At 63.1% G+C, this 17,827-nt stretch carries 21 protein-coding genes; 8 read left to right on the forward strand and 13 right to left on the reverse strand.

The features are described 5' to 3' along the window. Nucleotides 1–2: 2 nt before the first annotated feature. Complete coding sequence (gene def, locus C7I87_RS13245; RefSeq protein ID WP_027143816.1) at nt 3–533, reverse strand: peptide deformylase; 531 nt, start codon at nt 531–533, stop codon at nt 3–5. Nucleotides 534–636: 103 nt separating this feature from the next. On the opposite strand from def, the gene C7I87_RS13250 reads away from it, so the two are divergent. Next, a complete protein-coding gene (locus C7I87_RS13250) occupies nt 637–1,884 on the forward strand; it encodes a DNA recombination protein RmuC (protein ID WP_149904642.1) in 1,248 nt (415 codons plus the stop codon). A gap of 129 nt (nt 1,885–2,013) precedes the next feature. Here C7I87_RS13250 and C7I87_RS13255 read toward each other — a convergent pair whose 3' ends face one another. The 3 genes from C7I87_RS13255 to C7I87_RS13265 all read right to left on the reverse strand — a co-directional run bounded on the left by C7I87_RS13255 (nt 2,014) and on the right by C7I87_RS13265 (nt 4,433). Continuing rightward, nucleotides 2,014–2,418: a GFA family protein gene (locus C7I87_RS13255; RefSeq protein WP_149904643.1), complete on the reverse strand. Its 405-nt coding sequence runs from the start codon at nt 2,416–2,418 to the stop codon at nt 2,014–2,016. A gap of 130 nt (nt 2,419–2,548) precedes the next feature. Further along, a complete protein-coding gene (locus C7I87_RS13260) occupies nt 2,549–3,502 on the reverse strand; it encodes a cation diffusion facilitator family transporter (RefSeq protein WP_149904644.1) in 954 nt (317 codons plus the stop codon). 121 nt (nt 3,503–3,623) lie between these two features. Further along, the gene (locus tag C7I87_RS13265; RefSeq protein WP_149904645.1) at nt 3,624–4,433 is read right to left on the reverse strand and encodes a transglutaminase-like domain-containing protein; all 810 of its coding nucleotides are present in this window, start codon (nt 4,431–4,433) and stop codon (nt 3,624–3,626) included. A gap of 211 nt (nt 4,434–4,644) precedes the next feature. Between C7I87_RS13265 and C7I87_RS36460 the strand changes: the two genes are divergently transcribed. Then, nucleotides 4,645–4,770 carry a hypothetical protein gene (locus C7I87_RS36460; RefSeq protein WP_137931536.1) on the forward strand — a complete coding sequence of 42 codons (126 nt, stop codon included), beginning with the start codon at nt 4,645–4,647 and terminating at the stop codon, nt 4,768–4,770. Nucleotides 4,771–4,972: 202 nt separating this feature from the next. Next, entirely contained in the window at nt 4,973–5,287 is a 315-nt protein-coding gene (sugE, locus tag C7I87_RS13275) for a quaternary ammonium compound efflux SMR transporter SugE (RefSeq protein WP_127278272.1), read from the forward strand. 145 nt (nt 5,288–5,432) lie between these two features. Here sugE and C7I87_RS13280 read toward each other — a convergent pair whose 3' ends face one another. Next, nucleotides 5,433–5,861, reverse strand: coding sequence for a DUF6481 family protein (locus C7I87_RS13280; protein WP_149904646.1), 429 nt, complete (start codon nt 5,859–5,861; stop codon nt 5,433–5,435). Nucleotides 5,862–6,081: 220 nt separating this feature from the next. Here C7I87_RS13280 and C7I87_RS13285 point away from each other — a divergent pair, with 220 nt between their 5' ends. The 5 genes from C7I87_RS13285 (at nt 6,082) to C7I87_RS13305 (ending at nt 11,343) form a co-directional block, all read left to right on the forward strand. Beyond that, complete coding sequence (locus C7I87_RS13285) at nt 6,082–7,140, forward strand: LLM class flavin-dependent oxidoreductase (RefSeq protein WP_149904647.1); 1,059 nt, start codon at nt 6,082–6,084, stop codon at nt 7,138–7,140. A 256-nt stretch (nt 7,141–7,396) separates the two neighbouring features. Beyond that, the gene (locus tag C7I87_RS13290; protein ID WP_149904648.1) at nt 7,397–8,566 is read left to right on the forward strand and encodes an AI-2E family transporter; all 1,170 of its coding nucleotides are present in this window, start codon (nt 7,397–7,399) and stop codon (nt 8,564–8,566) included. Between the two features lie 69 nt (nt 8,567–8,635). Next, nucleotides 8,636–9,469 (forward strand): arylamine N-acetyltransferase family protein, encoded by an 834-nt coding sequence (locus tag C7I87_RS13295; protein WP_149904649.1) that lies wholly within the window; start codon nt 8,636–8,638, stop codon nt 9,467–9,469. Then, entirely contained in the window at nt 9,466–10,467 is a 1,002-nt protein-coding gene (locus C7I87_RS13300; protein WP_149904650.1) for an LLM class flavin-dependent oxidoreductase, read from the forward strand. Before C7I87_RS13295 ends, C7I87_RS13300 begins: the two co-directional genes overlap by 4 nt. An 81-nt stretch (nt 10,468–10,548) precedes the next feature. After that, entirely contained in the window at nt 10,549–11,343 is a 795-nt protein-coding gene (locus C7I87_RS13305; RefSeq protein ID WP_149904651.1) for an inositol monophosphatase family protein, read from the forward strand. Here C7I87_RS13305 and C7I87_RS13310 read toward each other — a convergent pair. From C7I87_RS13310 to C7I87_RS13345, 8 genes are all read right to left on the reverse strand, one after another. Next, a complete protein-coding gene (locus tag C7I87_RS13310; protein ID WP_149904652.1) occupies nt 11,333–11,512 on the reverse strand; it encodes a hypothetical protein in 180 nt (59 codons plus the stop codon). The genes C7I87_RS13305 and C7I87_RS13310 overlap by 11 nt on opposite strands. A gap of 138 nt (nt 11,513–11,650) precedes the next feature. Continuing rightward, the gene (locus tag C7I87_RS13315) at nt 11,651–12,373 is read right to left on the reverse strand and encodes an amino acid ABC transporter ATP-binding protein (protein WP_149904653.1); all 723 of its coding nucleotides are present in this window, start codon (nt 12,371–12,373) and stop codon (nt 11,651–11,653) included. Beyond that, nucleotides 12,360–13,028: an amino acid ABC transporter permease gene (locus C7I87_RS13320; protein WP_149904654.1), complete on the reverse strand. Its 669-nt coding sequence runs from the start codon at nt 13,026–13,028 to the stop codon at nt 12,360–12,362. Before C7I87_RS13320 ends, C7I87_RS13315 begins: the two co-directional genes overlap by 14 nt. Nucleotides 13,029–13,165: 137 nt before the next feature. Then, entirely contained in the window at nt 13,166–13,978 is an 813-nt protein-coding gene (locus C7I87_RS13325) for a transporter substrate-binding domain-containing protein (RefSeq protein WP_188393834.1), read from the reverse strand. 210 nt (nt 13,979–14,188) lie between these two features. After that, entirely contained in the window at nt 14,189–14,650 is a 462-nt protein-coding gene (locus C7I87_RS13330) for a MarR family winged helix-turn-helix transcriptional regulator (RefSeq protein WP_149904656.1), read from the reverse strand. Continuing rightward, a complete protein-coding gene (locus C7I87_RS13335) occupies nt 14,647–15,231 on the reverse strand; it encodes an amino acid synthesis family protein (RefSeq protein WP_149904657.1) in 585 nt (194 codons plus the stop codon). Before C7I87_RS13335 ends, C7I87_RS13330 begins: the two co-directional genes overlap by 4 nt. Then, complete coding sequence (locus C7I87_RS13340; RefSeq protein WP_149904658.1) at nt 15,224–16,108, reverse strand: UPF0280 family protein; 885 nt, start codon at nt 16,106–16,108, stop codon at nt 15,224–15,226. The genes C7I87_RS13335 and C7I87_RS13340 overlap by 8 nt, the downstream gene beginning before the upstream one ends. Next, nucleotides 16,108–17,649, reverse strand: coding sequence for a 6-hydroxynicotinate reductase (locus C7I87_RS13345; RefSeq protein WP_149904659.1), 1,542 nt, complete (start codon nt 17,647–17,649; stop codon nt 16,108–16,110). Before C7I87_RS13345 ends, C7I87_RS13340 begins: the two co-directional genes overlap by 1 nt. Nucleotides 17,650–17,827: the final 178 nt, after the last annotated feature.

A 17,827-nucleotide genomic window follows, 5' to 3' on the forward strand; every position in this document is an offset into this window, starting at 1 on the left:
CCCTATCCCGCCAGCTTGCCTGGCGCCTTGTCCCTGGCGAGCTTCTTGAACTTCTTCACCACCATGTCGCGCTTCAGCTTGGAGATGTGGTCGATGAACAGCACACCGTTGAGGTGGTCGATCTCGTGCTGCAGGCACGTCGCCATAAGGCCCTCGGCCTCCATCTCCTGCAGCGTGCCGTCGCGGTCGAGATATTTGACCCGCACCGAAGCCGGGCGCTCGACCTCGGCGTAGTAATCCGGGATCGACAGGCAGCCTTCCTCGTAGACGGACCGCGCGTCGGCGCTTTCGAGAATCTCCGGGTTGATGAAGACGTGCGGCGCCGGCGTTTCGTCTTCCTTGGCGAGGTCGATCACCAGCATGCGCAGCGGTTCGCCGATCTGGATCGCCGCCAGCCCGATGCCAGGTGCGTCATACATGGTCGCCAGCATGTCGTCGGCCAATTTGCGCAGGGGCGCGTCGACGCGCTCCACCGGCTTGGAAACCTGGCGCAGGATAGGGTCGGGAAGGATGATGAGCGGCTTGATCGGCATGGCGTTTCACCTAAGACCTCAAAAGAAAGGCGTCAACCGGTGCGCCTGAGCCTCGTTCACGTTTTGATCTGTGCCAGTCCAGCGAATCGGCTATGCTGTCCACATGAATGATCTGAGCACCATCCTTTCGGAGCCTGTCGCACGGCTCGGCGCCTCGACAATCACGCTCGGCCACGCCTTGGCCTTTGGCGCCTTGCTGTTTTTCGGCTTGTTCGTGGCGCTCGTCGTTGCGCTGTGGCGGTCGGCCAAGGCGCGCGCGGTCGCCGCGGCTGAAGCCGCCGACCATGCCCGTGATGCCGAGGCGCGCATGGCTGGTATTTTGCAGGCGCAGGCGGAAATGCAGGGCCGCATGGGGGCTATCGCCGAAGTGTTCGGCGCCCGGCAGGCGGAATTGACGCAATCGATCGGCCAGCGCCTCGACGCCATGACCGGCCGCATCGGCCAGACCATGACCGAGCAGACCAAATCCACGCATGAGAGCCTGGCGAAACTGCAGGAGCGGCTGGCGGTCATCGACACCGCGCAAGGCAACATCCAGTCGCTGGCCGGCCAGGTCGTGCAGTTGCAGGCGATCCTCTCCAACAAGCAGACGCGCGGCGCCTTCGGCCAGTCGCGCATGGAGGCGATCGTCGCCGACGGCCTGCCGCATGGCGCCTATGAATTCCAGGCAACGTTGTCGAACGGCAGCCGGCCGGACTGCCTGGTGAAAATGCCGAACGGCGCGCCGTCGCTTGCCATCGATGCCAAATTTCCGCTGGAAGCCTGGAATGCCATCCGCGCCGCCGACGGCGCCGACCTGAAGAAGGTCGCGGCCCAGGCCTTTCGCCGCGACATCGAGATCCATGTCCGCGACATTTCGGAAAAATACCTGCTCCGGGGCGAGACGCAGGACACCGCCTTCATGTTCGTGCCGTCGGAATCGGTGTTCGCCGAAATCCACGAGAATTTCGAAGCGGTTATCCAGAAGGCGCACCGCGCCCGCGTCGTCATCGTCTCGCCTTCTCTCTTGATGCTGTCGATCCAGGTCATCCAGGCGATCCTCAAGGACGCCCGCATGCGCGAACAGGCGCATCTGATCCAGGGCGAAGTCATCAGGCTGATGGAAGACGTCCAGCGTGTCGACGAGCGGGTGCGCAAATTGCAGGGCCATTTCGGCCAGTCGGCCAAGGACATCGACGATATCCTCGTCTCGACCTCGAAAGTGACCAAGCGCGGCCAGAAAATCGAGGCGCTGGAGTTCGGGGAGGGCGAGCCCGACGCCCCGCGCGCCGCCAACGTGGAGGCCACACCGCGCGTGGCCGATTCCAAGACCGGGCAGCTGAGGCTGAGGGTCGTCGAAGGCGACGACTGAGCAATTCCAGGAAAGTGCGTGGCGGTTTTCCCGAAAAGCTCGCAGTGCCTTTCCCCTTCCGAAATTGTGTGAAAACAATGCTTTAGATCGGCCCAGCGATCTATCAACATTGAACCGCTCCCGCTGGAGCTACTGCTCCTCCACCGTCGTCATGCCCTCGAATTCCGGAAGCCAGCGCAGCGCCGATCGGTGCCATTTCTGGTGTCTGGGGACCAAGTCCTGGCGCTGCCGCGAGGTCCCGACCCTGATCCCATAGACCTTCGGACCGTCGCCGACCGATGTCGCATAAAGATGCGAGCCGCAGTCGGCACAAAAAGCCTGCGCGCGCCTGGCGCCGCTCGCCACGGTCTTGATATAGATTTTCGGTACGCCCCTGGTGATCCGGTAGTGATCCTCCGGCGCGGGAACGGTGACGCGAAAGGCCGTACCGGTCAGCTGCTGGCAATCGGTACAGTGGCAGATCGAGGTCTTTTCCGGGTCGACCTCCGCCTCATAGGTGATGGCACCACAATGACAGCCGCCGTCTATCTTCATCGTCATTCCTCCAACATCGATCGGCCGATATTAGCTGCGCAGATACGCGAGGCAACGGCGCGGCGCTGTTTCGGAGGCCAGGGCATGATCGCGAAGAGGGAATGCGGTTTTCGAAAATCATGCTCGACCTCTATCCGGACGCGGATTCGATCAGCTTGCGCCGCTTTTCCCAGGTACCTGATGTCTGCGGCTTGACGAACAGCCGCGTGATCTCAGGCATTTCCTTCCTCAGGCGTGCCTCGAGACGCTCGATACAAGCCTCGATCTCCGGCGCCGCCAGATGGTCCTCGAATTCCACGCTCAGGGCGGCAACGATCTCTTCCGGTCCCATATGCACCGTCAGCACACCGTTCGCCCGTTGCACCGCCGGATCCTGCTGGACGATCGCCAGCACCTTCCCCTGCACCTCGGGCGAGGCCGGCTCGCCGATGAGCAGGCCCTTGCTTTCACGTGCCAGGAAGATCGCCGTCGCGCCGAGGATGAGGGCGATGCCGATCGAGGCGGCGCCGTCGAGTTCGGGCATCTCGAAAATCTCCGCCGCCAGGATGCCGGCAAAGGCGACAGTCAGGCCGAGAAGGGCGGCACTGTCTTCGAACAGCACCGTATAGACGCTTGGGTCCTTGCTCGATTGCACGGCCTGCAGCCAGCCCTGCTCGCCCTTCTGCTTGCGGAATTCCTTGAGTGCCACCAGCCAGGAACTGCCTTCGAACAGGAAGGACAGGCCGAGAACGATATAGTTCACCTTGACGTTGGCGACCGGCTCCGGTGTCATGATGTGGACGACGCCCTCATAGAACGATACGCCGGCGCCCAGCGCGAAGACCAGCAGGGCGACGATGAAGCTCCAGAAATAGAGTTCCCGGCCATGGCCGAGCGGATGCGTGCGGTCTGCCGGACGCGCGGCGCGGTGCATGCCGTAAAGCAGCAGGCCGCCATTGCCGGTGTCGACCAGCGAGTGCACGCCTTCCGACAACATTGCCGAGCTGCCCGTGAAGAACGCCGCAGCGAATTTGGTCACAGCGATGGCAAGATTGCCGGCGAGCGCCGCATAGATGACCGTTTTCGAGCCGCCATGCCCGGCCATATGGTTCGTCCCCTTCAACGCACCCAGTTTAGCGGTCCTGCAACCGAAGCTCTACAGGCAACACAACGCGCGAACCGCCCGGTCGTTCAGGTGAGTGAAGGCCGAGGTTGGAAAACACCTTCTATTCGATGACCTCGTCGGTCCATACCTTGAAGCTCGCAAGCATACCTGGCCCGAAAATATGGGTCAGCGGCACGTCCGCCGCATCACGGCCCGAGGCGATCAGGATACGGCCTATACGTGGCGCGTTGTTGCGCGGATCGAAAGCGTGCCAGCGGCCGCCGAGGTAAACCTCCATCCAGGCGCAGAAATCCATGCTCGCCCAGGGCTTCGGCATGCCGATGTCGCTGATGTAGCCTGTGCAGTAGCGCGTCGGGATATTGAGCGCCCGGCAGAATGTGACAGCGAGATGCGCGAAATCGCGGCACACGCCACTCCGTTCGCGCCAGGCGTCCGCTGCGGTGCGCGTCACCCGTGCGTTGGCGTAGTCGAAGACGATGTGGTTGTGAACGAAATCGCACACCGCCTGCACGCGTGGGATGCCGAGCGGCGTATGGCCGAACAGCCGCCACGCCTCGCCTGCCAAAAGGTCGCTTTCGCAAAACCGGCTGGGCAGCAGGAACAGAAGCGTTTCCGCCGGCAGGTCGCGCACCTCGTGCTGCCACGCCATCAGCTCGCCCATCTCGAACGTGCCGGGGTCCCGGATCACCGCATCCGTACCGAAAGTGAAACGCCCGGGCGGAGCGACGAACCGGTTGCACCAGTTGCCGAAACTGTCGCGATAACTTTCAATCGGCACTGGCGGGTTGGAGGTCAGGAAATCCGGGCGCTCAAGATCGGAGGCACGGGAATAGTGGACATTGAGCATCGCGATGAGCGGCGTTTCCTGCGGAAAGTCGAAGCTCATCTCGCAGCCGATGTGGATCCGCATTGTCGTCCTGACCGGCCTGCCTGACGATCACCCGGCGGTGCACGGGTCGATGCTGCAGTGCGAAGACAACCATGGCATGTCGCGACGGGGTTTACGAGCAAATTAGAAACCGGTTGAAAGCGGCCTGCCGGCGTCGGCAGCAGGCACTACCCCCTTGCAGTCTGGCCTTCGTCTTGTTTCACTCCGCCTCCCGCAACTGGAGGAACGAATCATGGCTAAAGGTGCGATGAAAGCAGGCAAGGAAGCCCGCAAGCCGAAGAAGGATGCCAAGAAGCCCGCCGCTGCTCCGGCCCTCAAGGCGGCGCCGGTCAAGGCGATGCGGCTCAAGGAAAAGTAAGTCTCGGCAACCCGGCTCGGCGGGATTTCACCGGCGGCATTCGACAATGCCGCCGGCATGTGTTGATCGGGCGTTCGGACAGCCCTATAGCGACGGCGCGGAGACGACCTCGCACTTTCCGGAAAATTCGGTCGGGACGACCCGCCATTGTCGACTGGGCATCCGAGGCCGGAAAGCCTGGATGTTCCGATGGAGCGTTGCGATGTCCTGGACTTTTCTGTTTTTCGCCGGCCTGTTCGAAATCGGCTGGGCAATCGGCCTCAAATACACCGACGGGTTCACCAGGCTGGTTCCGACCGTGCTCACCGTCGCTTCGATGATCGTCAGTCTCACCTTGCTTGGCCTGGCGCTGAAGGCGCTGCCTGTCGGCACCGCCTATGCGGTGTGGACCGGTATCGGCACCGTCGGCACGGCGCTGCTCGGTATCTGGCTGCTAGGCGAGCCCGCCACGGCGATCAGGCTCGGCTGCATCGCGTTGATCGTCTGCGGCATCATGGGGCTGAAATTCGCGGCCTGAACGGCCTTGTCCGCCGGCTGGCGATATCGACCGAGCCGACATCCCTGAACGATGGGATTTTTCCGGTGAGCGGCATCGGCAAACGCGAAAAAGGGCCGCGCGGTGGCGCGTCCCTCATTCATGATACGTCGAGGCGAGTGCGCTCTCAGCGACCCGTAAAGCCGGGAGGTGTCCTGCCGGTGCGCTGCTTGCGTGCCGCGTAGCGCGCGTCGCGCTTTGCCTTTCGCTCGGCTTCATCGGCAAGCAAGCGAGCAATACGCTCGGTCTCTTCAGCCTCCCGAAGCTTGGCTTCCGCTTCCGCTGCCTCTTCGGCGGCGATGCGCGCTGCTTCGGCGGCGGCCTCGCGCTCGGCCTTCTCGGCCGCCTCGCGTGCCAGTTTTTCCTGCTTCAGCTTGGCCTTTTCGGCCTCGCGGATCTCACGAGCCGCAAGGATCGCCTTGCGTTCGGCCTGTCGTGCCAGCACTGCGGGATCGTCTGCTGCCGGCTTTGACTTGAAGCGCTCCAGGAGCGCCTTCTTTGCCTCGGTCGCGGCATTGCGCCGCTCGAAAATGTCTTTTTCCCTGTAGATAGCCAAGTCCACTTCCTTGAAGTCTATTCGCGACGCTTACATACGCGCGAAAACCGGGAGTTCAAGCGCCAAAACGGTATGCCAGCCATGAAATTCCGGGATGTTGCACCCGGGAGACGCATTTCCTGCCGAAATCGACATGCACTGTTCACCAGCCACCCTCTGGCGGCGTGACGGACGCGTCGCTACCTCTAGCGCAACAATCAACACACTGGGATGACATCCAATGGAACTCGGCCTCTACACTTTTGCCGATGTGAGCCCTCAGCCGGGTCCCGGCGCCGTCGGGCCGCACGAGCGGTTGCGCAACCTGATCGAGGAGATCGAATTGGCCGATCAGGTCGGCCTCGACGTCTTTGGCCTCGGCGAGCATCATCGGCCCGACTATGCCGCCTCGGCGCCGGTCGTGGCCTTGGCCGCGGCGGCGGAGCGTTCGAAGCGCATCAGACTGACCAGCGCGGTCACCGTCCTGTCCTCCGACGATCCGGTGCGCGTCTTCCAGCAATTCGCCACACTCGACCTGTTGTCGGGCGGCCGTGCCGAGATCATGGCCGGACGGGGATCGTTCATCGAATCCTTCCCGCTGTTCGGCTACAACCTCGAGGACTATGACGAGCTGTTCGCCGAAAAGCTCGACCTTTTGCTTGCCATCCGCGATCAGGTGAAGGTGTCTTGGTCGGGCAATCTGCGCGCGCCGATCAACGATCGTGGCGTCTATCCCAGGCCGTTCCAGGACAGGCTGCCGGTCTGGATCGCCATTGGCGGAACGCCGCAATCGGCCGCCCGCGCCGGCGCGCTCGGCCTGCCGCTGGCGCTTGCCATCATCGGCGGCGAACCGGCGCGCTTCGCGCCGCTGTTCGACCTCTACCGTGAGGCCGCCAGGCGTGCCGGCAGCGATCCGGCAGGGCTGGCCACAAGCATCAACGTGCATGGCTTCATCGCCGAGACTACCGAGCAGGCGGCGGACGATTTCTACGGTCCGCAAGCCGAAGTGATGAACCGCATCGGCCGTGAGCGCGGCTGGGGTCCGACATCGCGCGCGCATTTCGACCAGTCGCGTGGTCCCGATGGCGCCCTGTTCGTCGGCAATCCGGAGCAGGTTGCGGAAAAGATCGTCGCCCAGCAAAGGATCTTCGGCAACAACCGCTTCCTGCTGCAAATGGCGATCGGCACCATGCCGCACGCCAAGATCATGAAGGCGATCGAGCTTTACGGCACCAAGGTGGCGCCGATCGTGCGCAAGGAAACGGCGAAAGCCATTCCGGCAACGGCGCCCGCCGCCTGATCTTGGCGAGGCTCGCATGAGCGGGCCTTATTCCGTTCCGACCGTCACATGACGCGGGCTTTCCAGGCCCGCCACGTGCCCGGACTCAATTCCATGTAATACGGAACACTTGCAGCCGAGCCGTCGGTCGAGCCATTGGAGGTAAGCCCCTCACGGCCGCCCGTGCCATCAGTGCCGGCTAACGGAACCTTGAAGCCACGCCGGCGTTTCCGTCTGCGGATTGCATCAGTTGTGGTGTGCCGCCGAGGGGACCACGATGAAAGCCGAACCCGCCGCTTTGGGCGCAGGCGTTGCCGAGGCTAATGAGTTGCGCGCGGCGGCGCGTGCCGATACACGCCTGATGCGCTCGCTGCTCATCGGCATCTTCCTGTTCATGACCATCTATGCGCTCTATTTCGCGCGCGCCTTTTTCATGCCGGTCATTCTGGCATTCCTGCTGACACTGACACTGACGCCGATCGTGCGGCTGCTACGCAAGCGCGGCATTCCCGAAGTGGTTTCGGCGACGCTTCTGGTGCTTGTGTCCATCTTCATCTTCGCGAGCGCCGGCTATGTGCTAAGTGGCCCTGTCATCGACCTCATCAACAACACGTCGTCCATCGGCCAGCAACTGACCGAACGGTTGGCGCAGTTACGGCGGCCGGTCGAGAGGATCATGGAGATTGCGCACCAGATCGAAGGTCTCACCGAGACATCGCAGGAACCGGGTGTACAAAAGGTCGCGGTAGCGCAGTCGGGCTTCCTCTCATCGGCGGCGAGCAACATTCTGTCGGCCGGAACAACCCTGACCATCATCTTCGTGTTGTCGCTATTCCTGCTCGCCTCGGGCACGATGTTCTACGAAAAGATCATCCAATCCTTCGCCAGCCTCACCGAAAAGAAGCGGGCGCTGCGCGTCGTCTACGACGTCGAGCGGGAAATCTCGCACTATCTGCTCACCGTCACCATCATCAACGCCGGCCTCGGCACGATCATCGGCCTCGGCCTGTGGGCGCTCGGCATGCCCAATCCGCTGGTTTGGGGCGCGGCGGCCGCACTGCTCAATTTCCTGCCTTATATCGGAGCCATGATCACGCTTGTCCTGGTCACGGTCATCGCGCTGATCAGCTTCGACACGATCGCCTATGCGTTGTTGGCGCCGGCCTTCCTGCTGCTGTGTGACATCGTCGAAGGCCAGTTCGTGACGCCGATGGTGGTCGGGCGGCGGCTCGAGATCAATGCCGTGGCGATCTTCATCGCCATCGCATTCTGGTCATGGCTGTGGGGTTTCGTCGGCGCGCTGATGGCGGTGCCGCTGCTGGTCGTCGTCAAGGTGTTCTGCGACCATTTCGAGAGCCTTAGCCATGTCGGCAATTTTCTCGCCGCCCAACATGCGGCAGTCATAGAGGAGGAAGCCGACGAGCAGGACGGCACGGCTGCCGCATAAACGGCGCACGGTTTGCGGCGGCGGGATCGAATGCCTATATCCGCGCGATCAGTGCCCGGTGCCCTTCCGATGAACGACGTTCCCCTCGACCTTGACGCCTATTTCGCCCGGATCGGCCATGCTGGTTCCAGGGATGTCTCGCTCGACACGCTGAAGACGCTTCATTTCTTGCATCCGCAGGCGATTCCCTTCGAGAACATGGATCCGTTTCTGGGGCGCCCCGTCCGGCTGGATGTTGCCTCGCTGCAGGACAAGATCGTCGTTGGTGGACGCGGCGGCTATTGCTTCGAGCACAATCTCCTCTTCATGCATGCGCTGAAGGCGCTAGGCTTCGAGGTCGGCGGGCTCGCCGCGCGTGTGCTTTGGGGCCAGAGCGAGGGCGCCATCACAGCGCGTAGCCATATGCTTTTGCGCGTCGAGCTAGACGGCCGCACCTATATCGCCGATGTCGGCTTCGGCGGCCTGACGCTTACGGCGCCGCTGCTGCTGAAGGCCGGCCCGGAACAAAAAACCCCGCACGAGACATTCCGCATCGTCGAGGCTGGCGATCATTTTCGCCTGCAGGCCGCCCTCGGCGGCGACTGGCGCTCTCTGTATCGCTTCGATCTGCAGCCGCAATATGAGGTTGACTATTCCGTCGCCAATTATTTCCTGTCGACCAACCCGGCATCGCATTTCCTGACCTCGGTTTTGGCGGCGCGCGCCGCGCCCGACCGGCGCCACGCCCTGCGCGGCGATCACCTGTCGATTCATCACATCGATGGCCGAACCGAACAGAAGCAGATCGCCACTGCCGCCGAACTTGCCGACACATTGGAAGGCCAGCTCGGCATCACCATTCCCGACCGCACGGCCTTCGAGGCCCGGGTGCGCGAGACGAAGATCGTGGAGACCAGTATATGACCGAACTGTCCGTTCTCGATCTGTCGCCGATCGTCGAAGGCAGCGATGCCGCGCAATCGCTCGCCAATTCGCTCGACCTCGCCCGCCACGCCGAGCGGCTCGGTTACAAGCGCTACTGGCTGGCCGAGCATCACAACATGCCGGGCATCGCCAGTGCGGCCACATCGGTCGTCATCGCCCATGTCGCCGGCGGCACCAAGACCATTCGTGTCGGCGCCGGCGGCATCATGCTGCCCAACCATGCGCCGCTGGTGATCGCCGAGCAGTTCGGCACGCTGGCCGCCTTGTTTCCCGGCCGCATCGACCTCGGCCTCGGCAGGGCGCCCGGCACGGACATGAACACGGCGCGCGCATTGCGCCGCAATCTCGAGGCCGGCGTCGACAATTTCCCGCAGGATGTCGTCGAGCTGATGGGCTATTTCCTGCCCGCGGAGGAAGGCCAGCGCCTGCGCGCCGTGCCCGGCGAAGGCCAGACGGTGCCGATCTGGATTCTCGGGTCGAGCCTCTATGGCGCGCAGCTCGCCGCCATGCTCGGCCTGCCCTACGCCTTCGCCTCGCATTTCGCGCCGGCGGAGCTCGATCACGCGCTGGATATCTACCGCTCGCGCTTCCAGCCATCCGAGCAGCTCGACAAGCCGCATGTCATGCTCGGCCTCAACGTCTTTGCAGCGCTCACCGACGCCGAGGCACGGCTGCTGTTCACCTCGCTGCAGCAGGCCTTCGTCAATCTGCGCACCGGCAGGCCTGGACGACTGCCGCCGCCGGTCGAGAACTATGAGCGGGATCTCGACCCGATGGCAAAGACCATGCTCGGCCAGGCACTGTCCTGCGCCGTCGTCGGCTCGCCGGAAACGGTCCGGCAAGGCATCGATGCGTTCGTGCGCCGCACCGGCGCCGACGAGCTGATGGTCACCGCGCAGATCTTCGATCACGCCGCCCGCGTGCGCTCCTTCGAGATTTTGGCCGAGGCCCACAAATCGCTGTCGCAAGCCGCCTGAATTAAAAGGCCGCCAGACGCTTTTGCCGGTAGCGATGCTCTGCTAAGTGCGGGTCATCCCTGGGCAGGAGCGAGCTTTTCCGTGACACATGATCTCGACGCACGCATGCACTTCGCCATCGATCTGGCGCGGCGCGCCGGCGAACTCGGCCTCAGATATTTCCGCGATCTCGACAGCCTGACCATCGAAAGCAAGGGCCATCAGGACCTGGTCTCGCAGGCCGACCGCGAGGTCGAGCTGTTCATCCGCGCGGCAATCGCCGCCGACTATCCGCAGGACGGCATCGTCGGCGAGGAGCATGCCTCGGTCGCCGGCTCGACCGCCTATGCCTGGGTGATCGACCCCATCGACGGCACCGCCAATTTCGTGCGCGGCATTCCGGCCTGGTGCGTGGTGATCGCTTGCGCCAGGGATGGAGAGACGATCGTCGGCGTCATCCACGAGCCTTCGACCGGCGAGACCTTCCACGGAAGGCTGGGCGGCGGCGCCTTCGTCAACGCCAGGCCGATGAAGACAAGTGCGGCCACCAGCCTGGAAGAGGGTTCGGTGGGAACCGGCTTCTCAAACCGGGCCGAGGCCGAAAACATCGCCGTGCTGATCAAAAAGATCCTGGCCGAGGGCGGTGTCTTCTTCCGCAATGCGTCCGGCGCGCTGATGCTCGCCTATGTCGCCTCGGGCCGGCTGCTTGGCTATGTGGAAGAGCACATGAACGCCTGGGACTGCCTGGCCGGCATGCTGCTGATCGAGGAAGCCGGCGGCACGATCCTGAAGGCGGACCCGAAGACGGTGCTGCAGAGCGGGACACAGGTCATCACGGGTGGCAAGGGCGTTTTTTCGAAGCTAGAGGCGCTGTGTTCTGGTGTCTTCACGCCGTGATCAAGCAGCAAATCCCAGCAAGCATGATGTCGTCCGAAAACCGCTTCACACTTTTCGCATGGGCACCCAGCCGGCGCATGACCGCCATGACGGTTTCCATGAGAAGACCATCACTCAGCCGACGCAGAAGATCACCAAGGAAAACGCCGCCCAGGGTGCTGAAGGACAACGGCCTCTGATGGGCTGAGATGCTTGCCAGAGCAATTCCGGGAAAAATGCGTAAAGGTTTTCCGTCCGGGATTGCGAGAACAGGAAGGAGGGGCATCGCATGGCGCTGCCCCTCGTCTGCCGCAGCCGGGCTTTTCGCCTACAGGATTTTCGCCAGGAAACTCTTGGTGCGGTTCCTCTGCGGATACGAAAAGAGTGCCTGTGGCGCTCCCTCCTCCACGATCAATCCGTCATCCATGAAAATCACCCTGTGCCCGACCTCACGGGCAAAGCCCATCTCGTGGGTGACGACCATCATCGTCATGCCTTCGATCGCGAGCGTCTTCATGACCTGAAGCACCTCACCCACCATTTCGGGGTCGAGCGCCGAGGTCGGTTCGTCGAAAAGCATGACATTGGGTCCCATGGCCAGCGAGCGGGCGATCGCCACCCGTTGCTGCTGGCCGCCGGAAAGCTCGTCCGGGTAGCTCGCTTCCTTCCCCACGAGGCCGACCTTGGCCAGCAACTCGCGCGCGACCCGGTTGGCTTCGGCCGGCGCGATCTTCTTGACCTTGCGCGGGCCGATCGTGACGTTCTCCAGAATGGTCAAATGCTTGAAGAGATTGAACTGCTGGAACACCATGCCGACATGCTGGCGCAGCAGGTGAATGTTCGTCTTCGGATCGGTCAGCGTCATGCCGGCGATTTCAATCTCGCCGCTGGTTGCGGTCTCCAAGCCGTTCAGGCAGCGCAGAAACGTGCTTTTGCCGCTCCCCGAAGGGCCGATAATGACGACCACCTCTTTTTCCGCCACATGCGTGCTTATCCCCTTCAGGATCTCATTGTGGCCGAAGGACTTGTGAAGGTCTTTAACGTTTATCAACTTGAAGCCTCCTCTCCAGGTAAGACGAGAACTTCGACAAGGAGAAGATGAGGACGAAGTACAGGGCCGCGATGAGACCCCAGATGGCGAAGGACGCGAACGTCTCGGCAATGACGATCTCGCCCTTGTAGACCAGCTCGGCGATGCCGACCGGAGCCAGCAGCGAGGTGTCCTTGATCGTCTGGGCCGCCTGGTTGACCAGCGGCGGTATCATGCGCTTGAACGCCTGGGGCAGCACGATGTAGCGCATCGTCTGAAAGCCGTTCATCGCGATGCTCTGGGCGGCTTCCTTCTGGCCCCGGTCGACGCCGAGAATACCCGCGCGGATGATTTCGGTGACGTAGGCACCTTCGTTCAGGCTGAGCGTGAGCGCGGCCGCGAGGATGGGATATGTCAATTGCCCGAACCAGTGGTTGACGGGCAGGATCGCAGGCAACCCAAGCACGATGAAGAAGAGTTGCACCAACAGCGGCGTGGATCGGAAAATTTCGACATAGGCCGTGGCGATCCAGCGCAGCGGCGCAACCGCCGACAGGCGCATGAGTGCCGCGACAAGGCCGATGACCACCATCAGGATGATGGCGACAATCGAATACTGGATCGTCAGCCGCAAACCGTCGAGTAGAACGGGTAGGTTTTGCCGGATGGGGTCCATGCGCCGTGCCTTGATTGCTATCCCCGGCCGCCTCGGCGAGAAGAAGGCATCGCAGTGGTTTCGCCACTTGCTTTGCGATCACCTGCCGGACGGCCGGGAGGCTGAGCTATCTGTCGTTCAGACGATCAGAACGTGACTCAACCCGAAATCGCAACGCTCGCCGGCTTTTGCACTTCCTTGACCATGCCGCTGGTATCGCCGCCGAAATATGTCTCGAACAGCTTCTGATATTCGCCGTTCTGCTTGATCTTGGCGAGGCCGTCATTAATCTTCGCGGCCAGCTCGGGCTTTTGTTTGCTGATGGCGATGCCGTAATATTCGCCGGTCAGCAGCGGGCCGACGATCTTGACGTCGTCATGGGCGGTTTTGAAATTGACGTTGACCGGGTTGTCGAAGATGACGGCGTCGGCCCCACCAGTCTCAAGCGCCTGATAGGCGGCATCGATGTTCTGGAATTGCTTGATGTAGTCGGACTGGAAACCCTTGGCGGTCATATAGTCCACCGATGAGGTGGCTTTCTTGGTGGCAACCACGTGGCCCTTGAGGTCGTCGAAACCCTTGATGTCGGAGTCTTTCTTGACCAGCACTGAAAGGCCGGACTTGTAATAGGCATCGCTGAAATCGACGTTCTGCATCCGGCTGGTCTTGATCGTGATCCCGGCGACCGCCGCGTCGATCGATCCGGCCTGCAGGCTCGGGATAATTCCGTTGAACGGCAGTGTCTTCAAACTGACCGTCATGCCTTCTGCCTTGGCGATTGCCTTGATCATGTCGATGTCGAAGCCGGTAACCTCGCCGTTCGTCTCGGTCTCGAACGGCGGGAAGGTGGTATCCGCGCCGACGACGATGTTGGTCGCGCTTTGCGCAAGCGCCACCGAGGTAGCGCCGTATGCAAGCACGAGGCCGGAAACCAGCGACGTGGCCAGCACGATGAGTGACTTGTTTTTCACAGATGTCTCCTTTCGGCGGGCATTCGTCAGCTTCGAGCGGAGTCAACGACGAGGAGTGGTGCGTGAATGCATGAACTCTAGGCCCGTCCGGAGCCATCTGGATCGGCAGGGGTCCAAGTCAAGACTTAGAGATGCTTCACATTTGCGTTTTGGATTGGGCCACGATTGCCGCTCTTTTCAGGGGGCGGCGATCCACTTGGCGGGCGGCGCCTAAGCCAGCTTGGCCAGCAGCTTCATGAACGTAGCGATTTCCTTGTTCGTGAGCGGCGCCAGCGTTTCCTGCGTGATTTCCCTTGCGAGCGGGATCAGGCGCTCGATCGCTTCGCGGCCCTCCGCTGTCAGGTTGACCAGCAGCCGTCTTTTGTCGACCTCGTGCCTGGAAAGCTCGACAAGGCCGCGCGCCTTCAACCGGTCGATCACGCCCTTCACCGTTGCCGCATCCATGGCAATCAGCGTGCCGAGCTGGTTCTGCGAAGTCTCGCCGACATCGCGCAGCTTGGCGAGCGCGGCGAATTGCGGCGGCGTCAGGTCGGCGATACGGGCAGCGAAGATCGACACATGGCGCTGGTGCGCCTTGCGCAGGATGAAGCCGACCTGCTCCTGCAAGAGGTAGTCGTGATCGTCGGCCTCTTCGGCATCGACCAGCTTGAGCAAATTGTCGTCGCCGCTCACCGCAGCCCATCCCAGGCTTTTATCTCATCCGCCGCGAGGCCACCCATGCGGTTATGAACGCGCGGGCCGCAGGTCATGGCTAGGCAGAACAGGATCTCGTCGGGGCGCGGCCCGTCGCTGATGCCGACTTCCATGGCATCGAAATGGCTGCGCACATAAGCGGCGTTGATGTGGCCGAGCGGCACATCGAGCTTTGACCCGAAGGCGCCGACCTTCTTGGCCGAAGGCACGATCGCCTTGGCATCGCCCAGCCGCTCGCGCATCGCGTAGCCGCCCGGCACATGCCACAGCGCGCCATGTTCCAGTTCGCCAGCGCTGCCGACGATGGCGCCCTTGCCGTAGCCGTCGATCTGTTTGACGTCGCCGCCGAGTGCGGCGATCAGCCGGTCGGCGAGCAGCAGGCCGAGCGGCTTCAGATCGTCCATGGCGCTCTGCAGATCCTCGACATAGCGCCCGGCGAAAGGGTTCCCGACCACGGCCATGGCAGCGGCACGCCGGCGCGGCACTTCAGCGACAGGCCCGCCTTCGTGAAAAATCTCTTCGCTCAGCACCGCGATCTTGCGGATCGGAAACTCAGGCATGGGCAACTTCCTCCAGTTCATGCTTGTTGGGCGCGCCGAGTGCAACGGAGCCACTGATGCGGGCCTCCCCGCCAAGAAACAGCGCCGATGCGGCAATCAAGCCGCGCCGGCGAAAATCTTCGGCGACGGCGAGGCCATTGTCCAGCGCCCGCGCCACTTCATCAGGCGCAAGCGTGCCGACGCCTTGTGTCACCGGCCGCGCGCCGAGATCGCTGTCGGGCGACAGGTCGCGCGCGGGAATGCGCCTGATGGCGGGATTGCCTGGCAGGTCCACCGCGTTGGCGATGAGCGTCGCCGCCGCATCGGCCTCGGCGCCGGTCCGCGCGAGCACGGTGACGGCATCGGCAATGCCAAGCGAGAAGGACCGGCCACGCCAGCCGCTGGTTGCGACGCCACCCACGCCATCTTGCGCGCGGATCGTGATTTGGTCGGCCATGCCGTTGCCGGTGCCGGCGACCGCCAATCCCATCGACCGGCCCTTGCCGATGTGGATGGCGCTATCGCCACCATTGTTGATATAGGCGCGGTCGAGCTTGCGACCTGCAAGCAGCGCGGCAAGCATTTCGTCGGCTACCGATCCGGCCACGGCGGCCATTGGGGTGATGAAGCATTCCGCCAGGGGGATGACGGCTGCTTCCATGCGACGCGCGGTCGGACCGGCGAAGGCGCGCGGCGCCAGGAAGAATGCCGGGAGGCGCAATTCGGGAAGCTCCTCGACCAACTCGATCAGGATCGTCTGGAAGCGCGCGACGGCTTGGGCGTAGGCGGCGCGACACTCATCGGCCTCGCCGAAGGCCTCGACGATCAGGTCGATCGGCCCATGGTTGAGATGCAGCCGCTTGCCGTCCTGCAGCCAGTGCGCTTGCGGGCCTTCCATCACCCGGCTCCGTTCGAGCTCGAGCGGCGCAACTGCGCCAGCGGCGGCCACGGATTGGTAGCCGCGGCACCCGTGCCGCGTCGCGGATTGAGGTACTCACCGCCCTTGGCGACGATGTCCGCGACGCTGCGGATTTCGGCCTCGTAGCCGCCGAGCCTCACATAGTCGTCGCGGCGCAGCGTGAACTCGATCGGCGCCACCAGCGCCGGCGTCGGCACATAGCCGAAGGCGCCTTCCGGTACCTTGGTGACATCGACCATCAGCGTGATGCCGCCGCCCGGCCAGACATAGACCGGCGCGCCGCCGACGGTCACATAGGTCTTCAGCCCTTGCACGGAGCGGGTGAGATTGACCGGGTTTTCGGTCACTCCGGCACGCAGCGACCCGCCGGCCCCGCCGATGAACAGCACGGTGCACAAAGCCGGCTCGCAATTGTCCTCGATCAGGTTGACGGATTTCTGCAGCCGTTCCGGAAACGGCTTTTCGATCGGCTTCAGGTCGTCGTCGAGTTCATAATAGGCGAACTGCTCGCCGGTGGTCGAAACCATCAGCAGCGACAGGCCCGGCCGCGCGCCCTTCTTGGCGTTCCACTCGCCGAGGATCGACAGCGGGTCTGAAATGCTCGTGCCGCCCCAGCCGAGGCCAGGCTCGGAGACCTTGAAATAGCGGCCTGGCGTCGAACGCCGACCGATGATCTTGATGCCCGTATCCTGCCAGCCCAGCACCTTGCCGGCCTGGTGTTCGGAGACGACGCCGGTGATGTGGTCGTCGACCACCACAACCTCGTCGACCAGGCCGCGCCATTGCGTGGCGAACATCCCGATGGTGGCCGAGCCGCAGCCGACCCGCATGCGATGTTCCTGCTTGCCGTCGATGATAGGTGACTTGCCGGCTTCGACGATTATGGTGGCGCCTTCGTCGATGGTGAGTTCCACCGGCTTGCGGTTGCACAAATTGAGCAGCGCGTCGCATGTGGCGCGGCCCTCGGCCTTGGAGCCGCCGGTCAGATGATGCACGCCGCCGAGCGACAGCATCTGCGAGCCATATTCTCCCGTCGTGACATGGCCGATCGCCTCGCCCTCGGCCCGCACGGCAGCCGTTTCGGGTCCGATATGACGGTCGGTGTCAATCTTCACCTTGACGCCGCAGTAGGAGAAGATGCCTTCGGTCACCACGGTGACGAGATCGACGCCCTCGACTTCCTGGCTGACGATGAAAGGCGCCGGCTTGTAATCGGGATAGGTGGTGCCGGCGCCGATTGCCGTGACGAAGCGCCGGCCGGTGTTGATCAGTTCGCCGTCCCACTGCTCGCCCTCGGCGACGAAGGGCACCACGGCGGCGCCGGTCTCCGTCGCGTGGTCGAGGATGGTCAGCGGGTCCATGCGCACGATCCGGCCCGCGGCATTGCCATAGCGATCGCAGGCGCCGGTGCGACCGTCAGCGATGTAGCACATGACGGGACAGGCGTCGCAGCGGATCTTTTCCGCCACCAGCTTCTCGCCGGGATCATGGGTCTCGAAGCGTTCGGCAAGCTCGCTCATCAGGCAACCTCACGATTGCGTTGAATCAGTTTAGGAGCTGATTGGGCGTTGGTCCCGCGCCACCGTGACGACTGCCTATGTCGCTTGCCCGATGAGGGCCCGCATGAGACTTGCAGCGTTTCGGTGGCCGAGAGCCACAGACGGGCTACAGGAAGATGCGCCACGGACACTTCGGCCA

The organism is Mesorhizobium sp. SARCC-RB16n (assembly GCF_008520305.1).
Taxonomy (GTDB): Bacteria; Pseudomonadota; Alphaproteobacteria; order Rhizobiales; family Rhizobiaceae; genus Mesorhizobium.

Coding starts and splice junctions, on each gene's coding strand:
- def (WP_027143816.1), bottom strand. CDS start 533: ATGCCGATCAAGCCGCTCATCATCCTTCCCGACCCTATCCTGCGCCAG.
- C7I87_RS13250 (WP_149904642.1), top strand. CDS start 637: ATGAATGATCTGAGCACCATCCTTTCGGAGCCTGTCGCACGGCTCGGC.
- C7I87_RS13255 (WP_149904643.1), bottom strand. CDS start 2,418: ATGAAGATAGACGGCGGCTGTCATTGTGGTGCCATCACCTATGAGGCG.
- C7I87_RS13260 (WP_149904644.1), bottom strand. CDS start 3,502: ATGGCCGGGCATGGCGGCTCGAAAACGGTCATCTATGCGGCGCTCGCC.
- C7I87_RS13265 (WP_149904645.1), bottom strand. CDS start 4,433: ATGCGGATCCACATCGGCTGCGAGATGAGCTTCGACTTTCCGCAGGAA.
- C7I87_RS36460 (WP_137931536.1), top strand. CDS start 4,645: ATGGCTAAAGGTGCGATGAAAGCAGGCAAGGAAGCCCGCAAGCCGAAG.
- sugE (WP_127278272.1), top strand. CDS start 4,973: ATGTCCTGGACTTTTCTGTTTTTCGCCGGCCTGTTCGAAATCGGCTGG.
- C7I87_RS13285 (WP_149904647.1), top strand. CDS start 6,082: ATGGAACTCGGCCTCTACACTTTTGCCGATGTGAGCCCTCAGCCGGGT.
- C7I87_RS13290 (WP_149904648.1), top strand. CDS start 7,397: ATGAAAGCCGAACCCGCCGCTTTGGGCGCAGGCGTTGCCGAGGCTAAT.
- C7I87_RS13295 (WP_149904649.1), top strand. CDS start 8,636: ATGAACGACGTTCCCCTCGACCTTGACGCCTATTTCGCCCGGATCGGC.
- C7I87_RS13300 (WP_149904650.1), top strand. CDS start 9,466: ATGACCGAACTGTCCGTTCTCGATCTGTCGCCGATCGTCGAAGGCAGC.
- C7I87_RS13320 (WP_149904654.1), bottom strand. CDS start 13,028: ATGGACCCCATCCGGCAAAACCTACCCGTTCTACTCGACGGTTTGCGG.
- C7I87_RS13335 (WP_149904657.1), bottom strand. CDS start 15,231: ATGCCTGAGTTTCCGATCCGCAAGATCGCGGTGCTGAGCGAAGAGATT.
- C7I87_RS13340 (WP_149904658.1), bottom strand. CDS start 16,108: ATGGAAGGCCCGCAAGCGCACTGGCTGCAGGACGGCAAGCGGCTGCAT.
- C7I87_RS13345 (WP_149904659.1), bottom strand. CDS start 17,649: ATGAGCGAGCTTGCCGAACGCTTCGAGACCCATGATCCCGGCGAGAAG.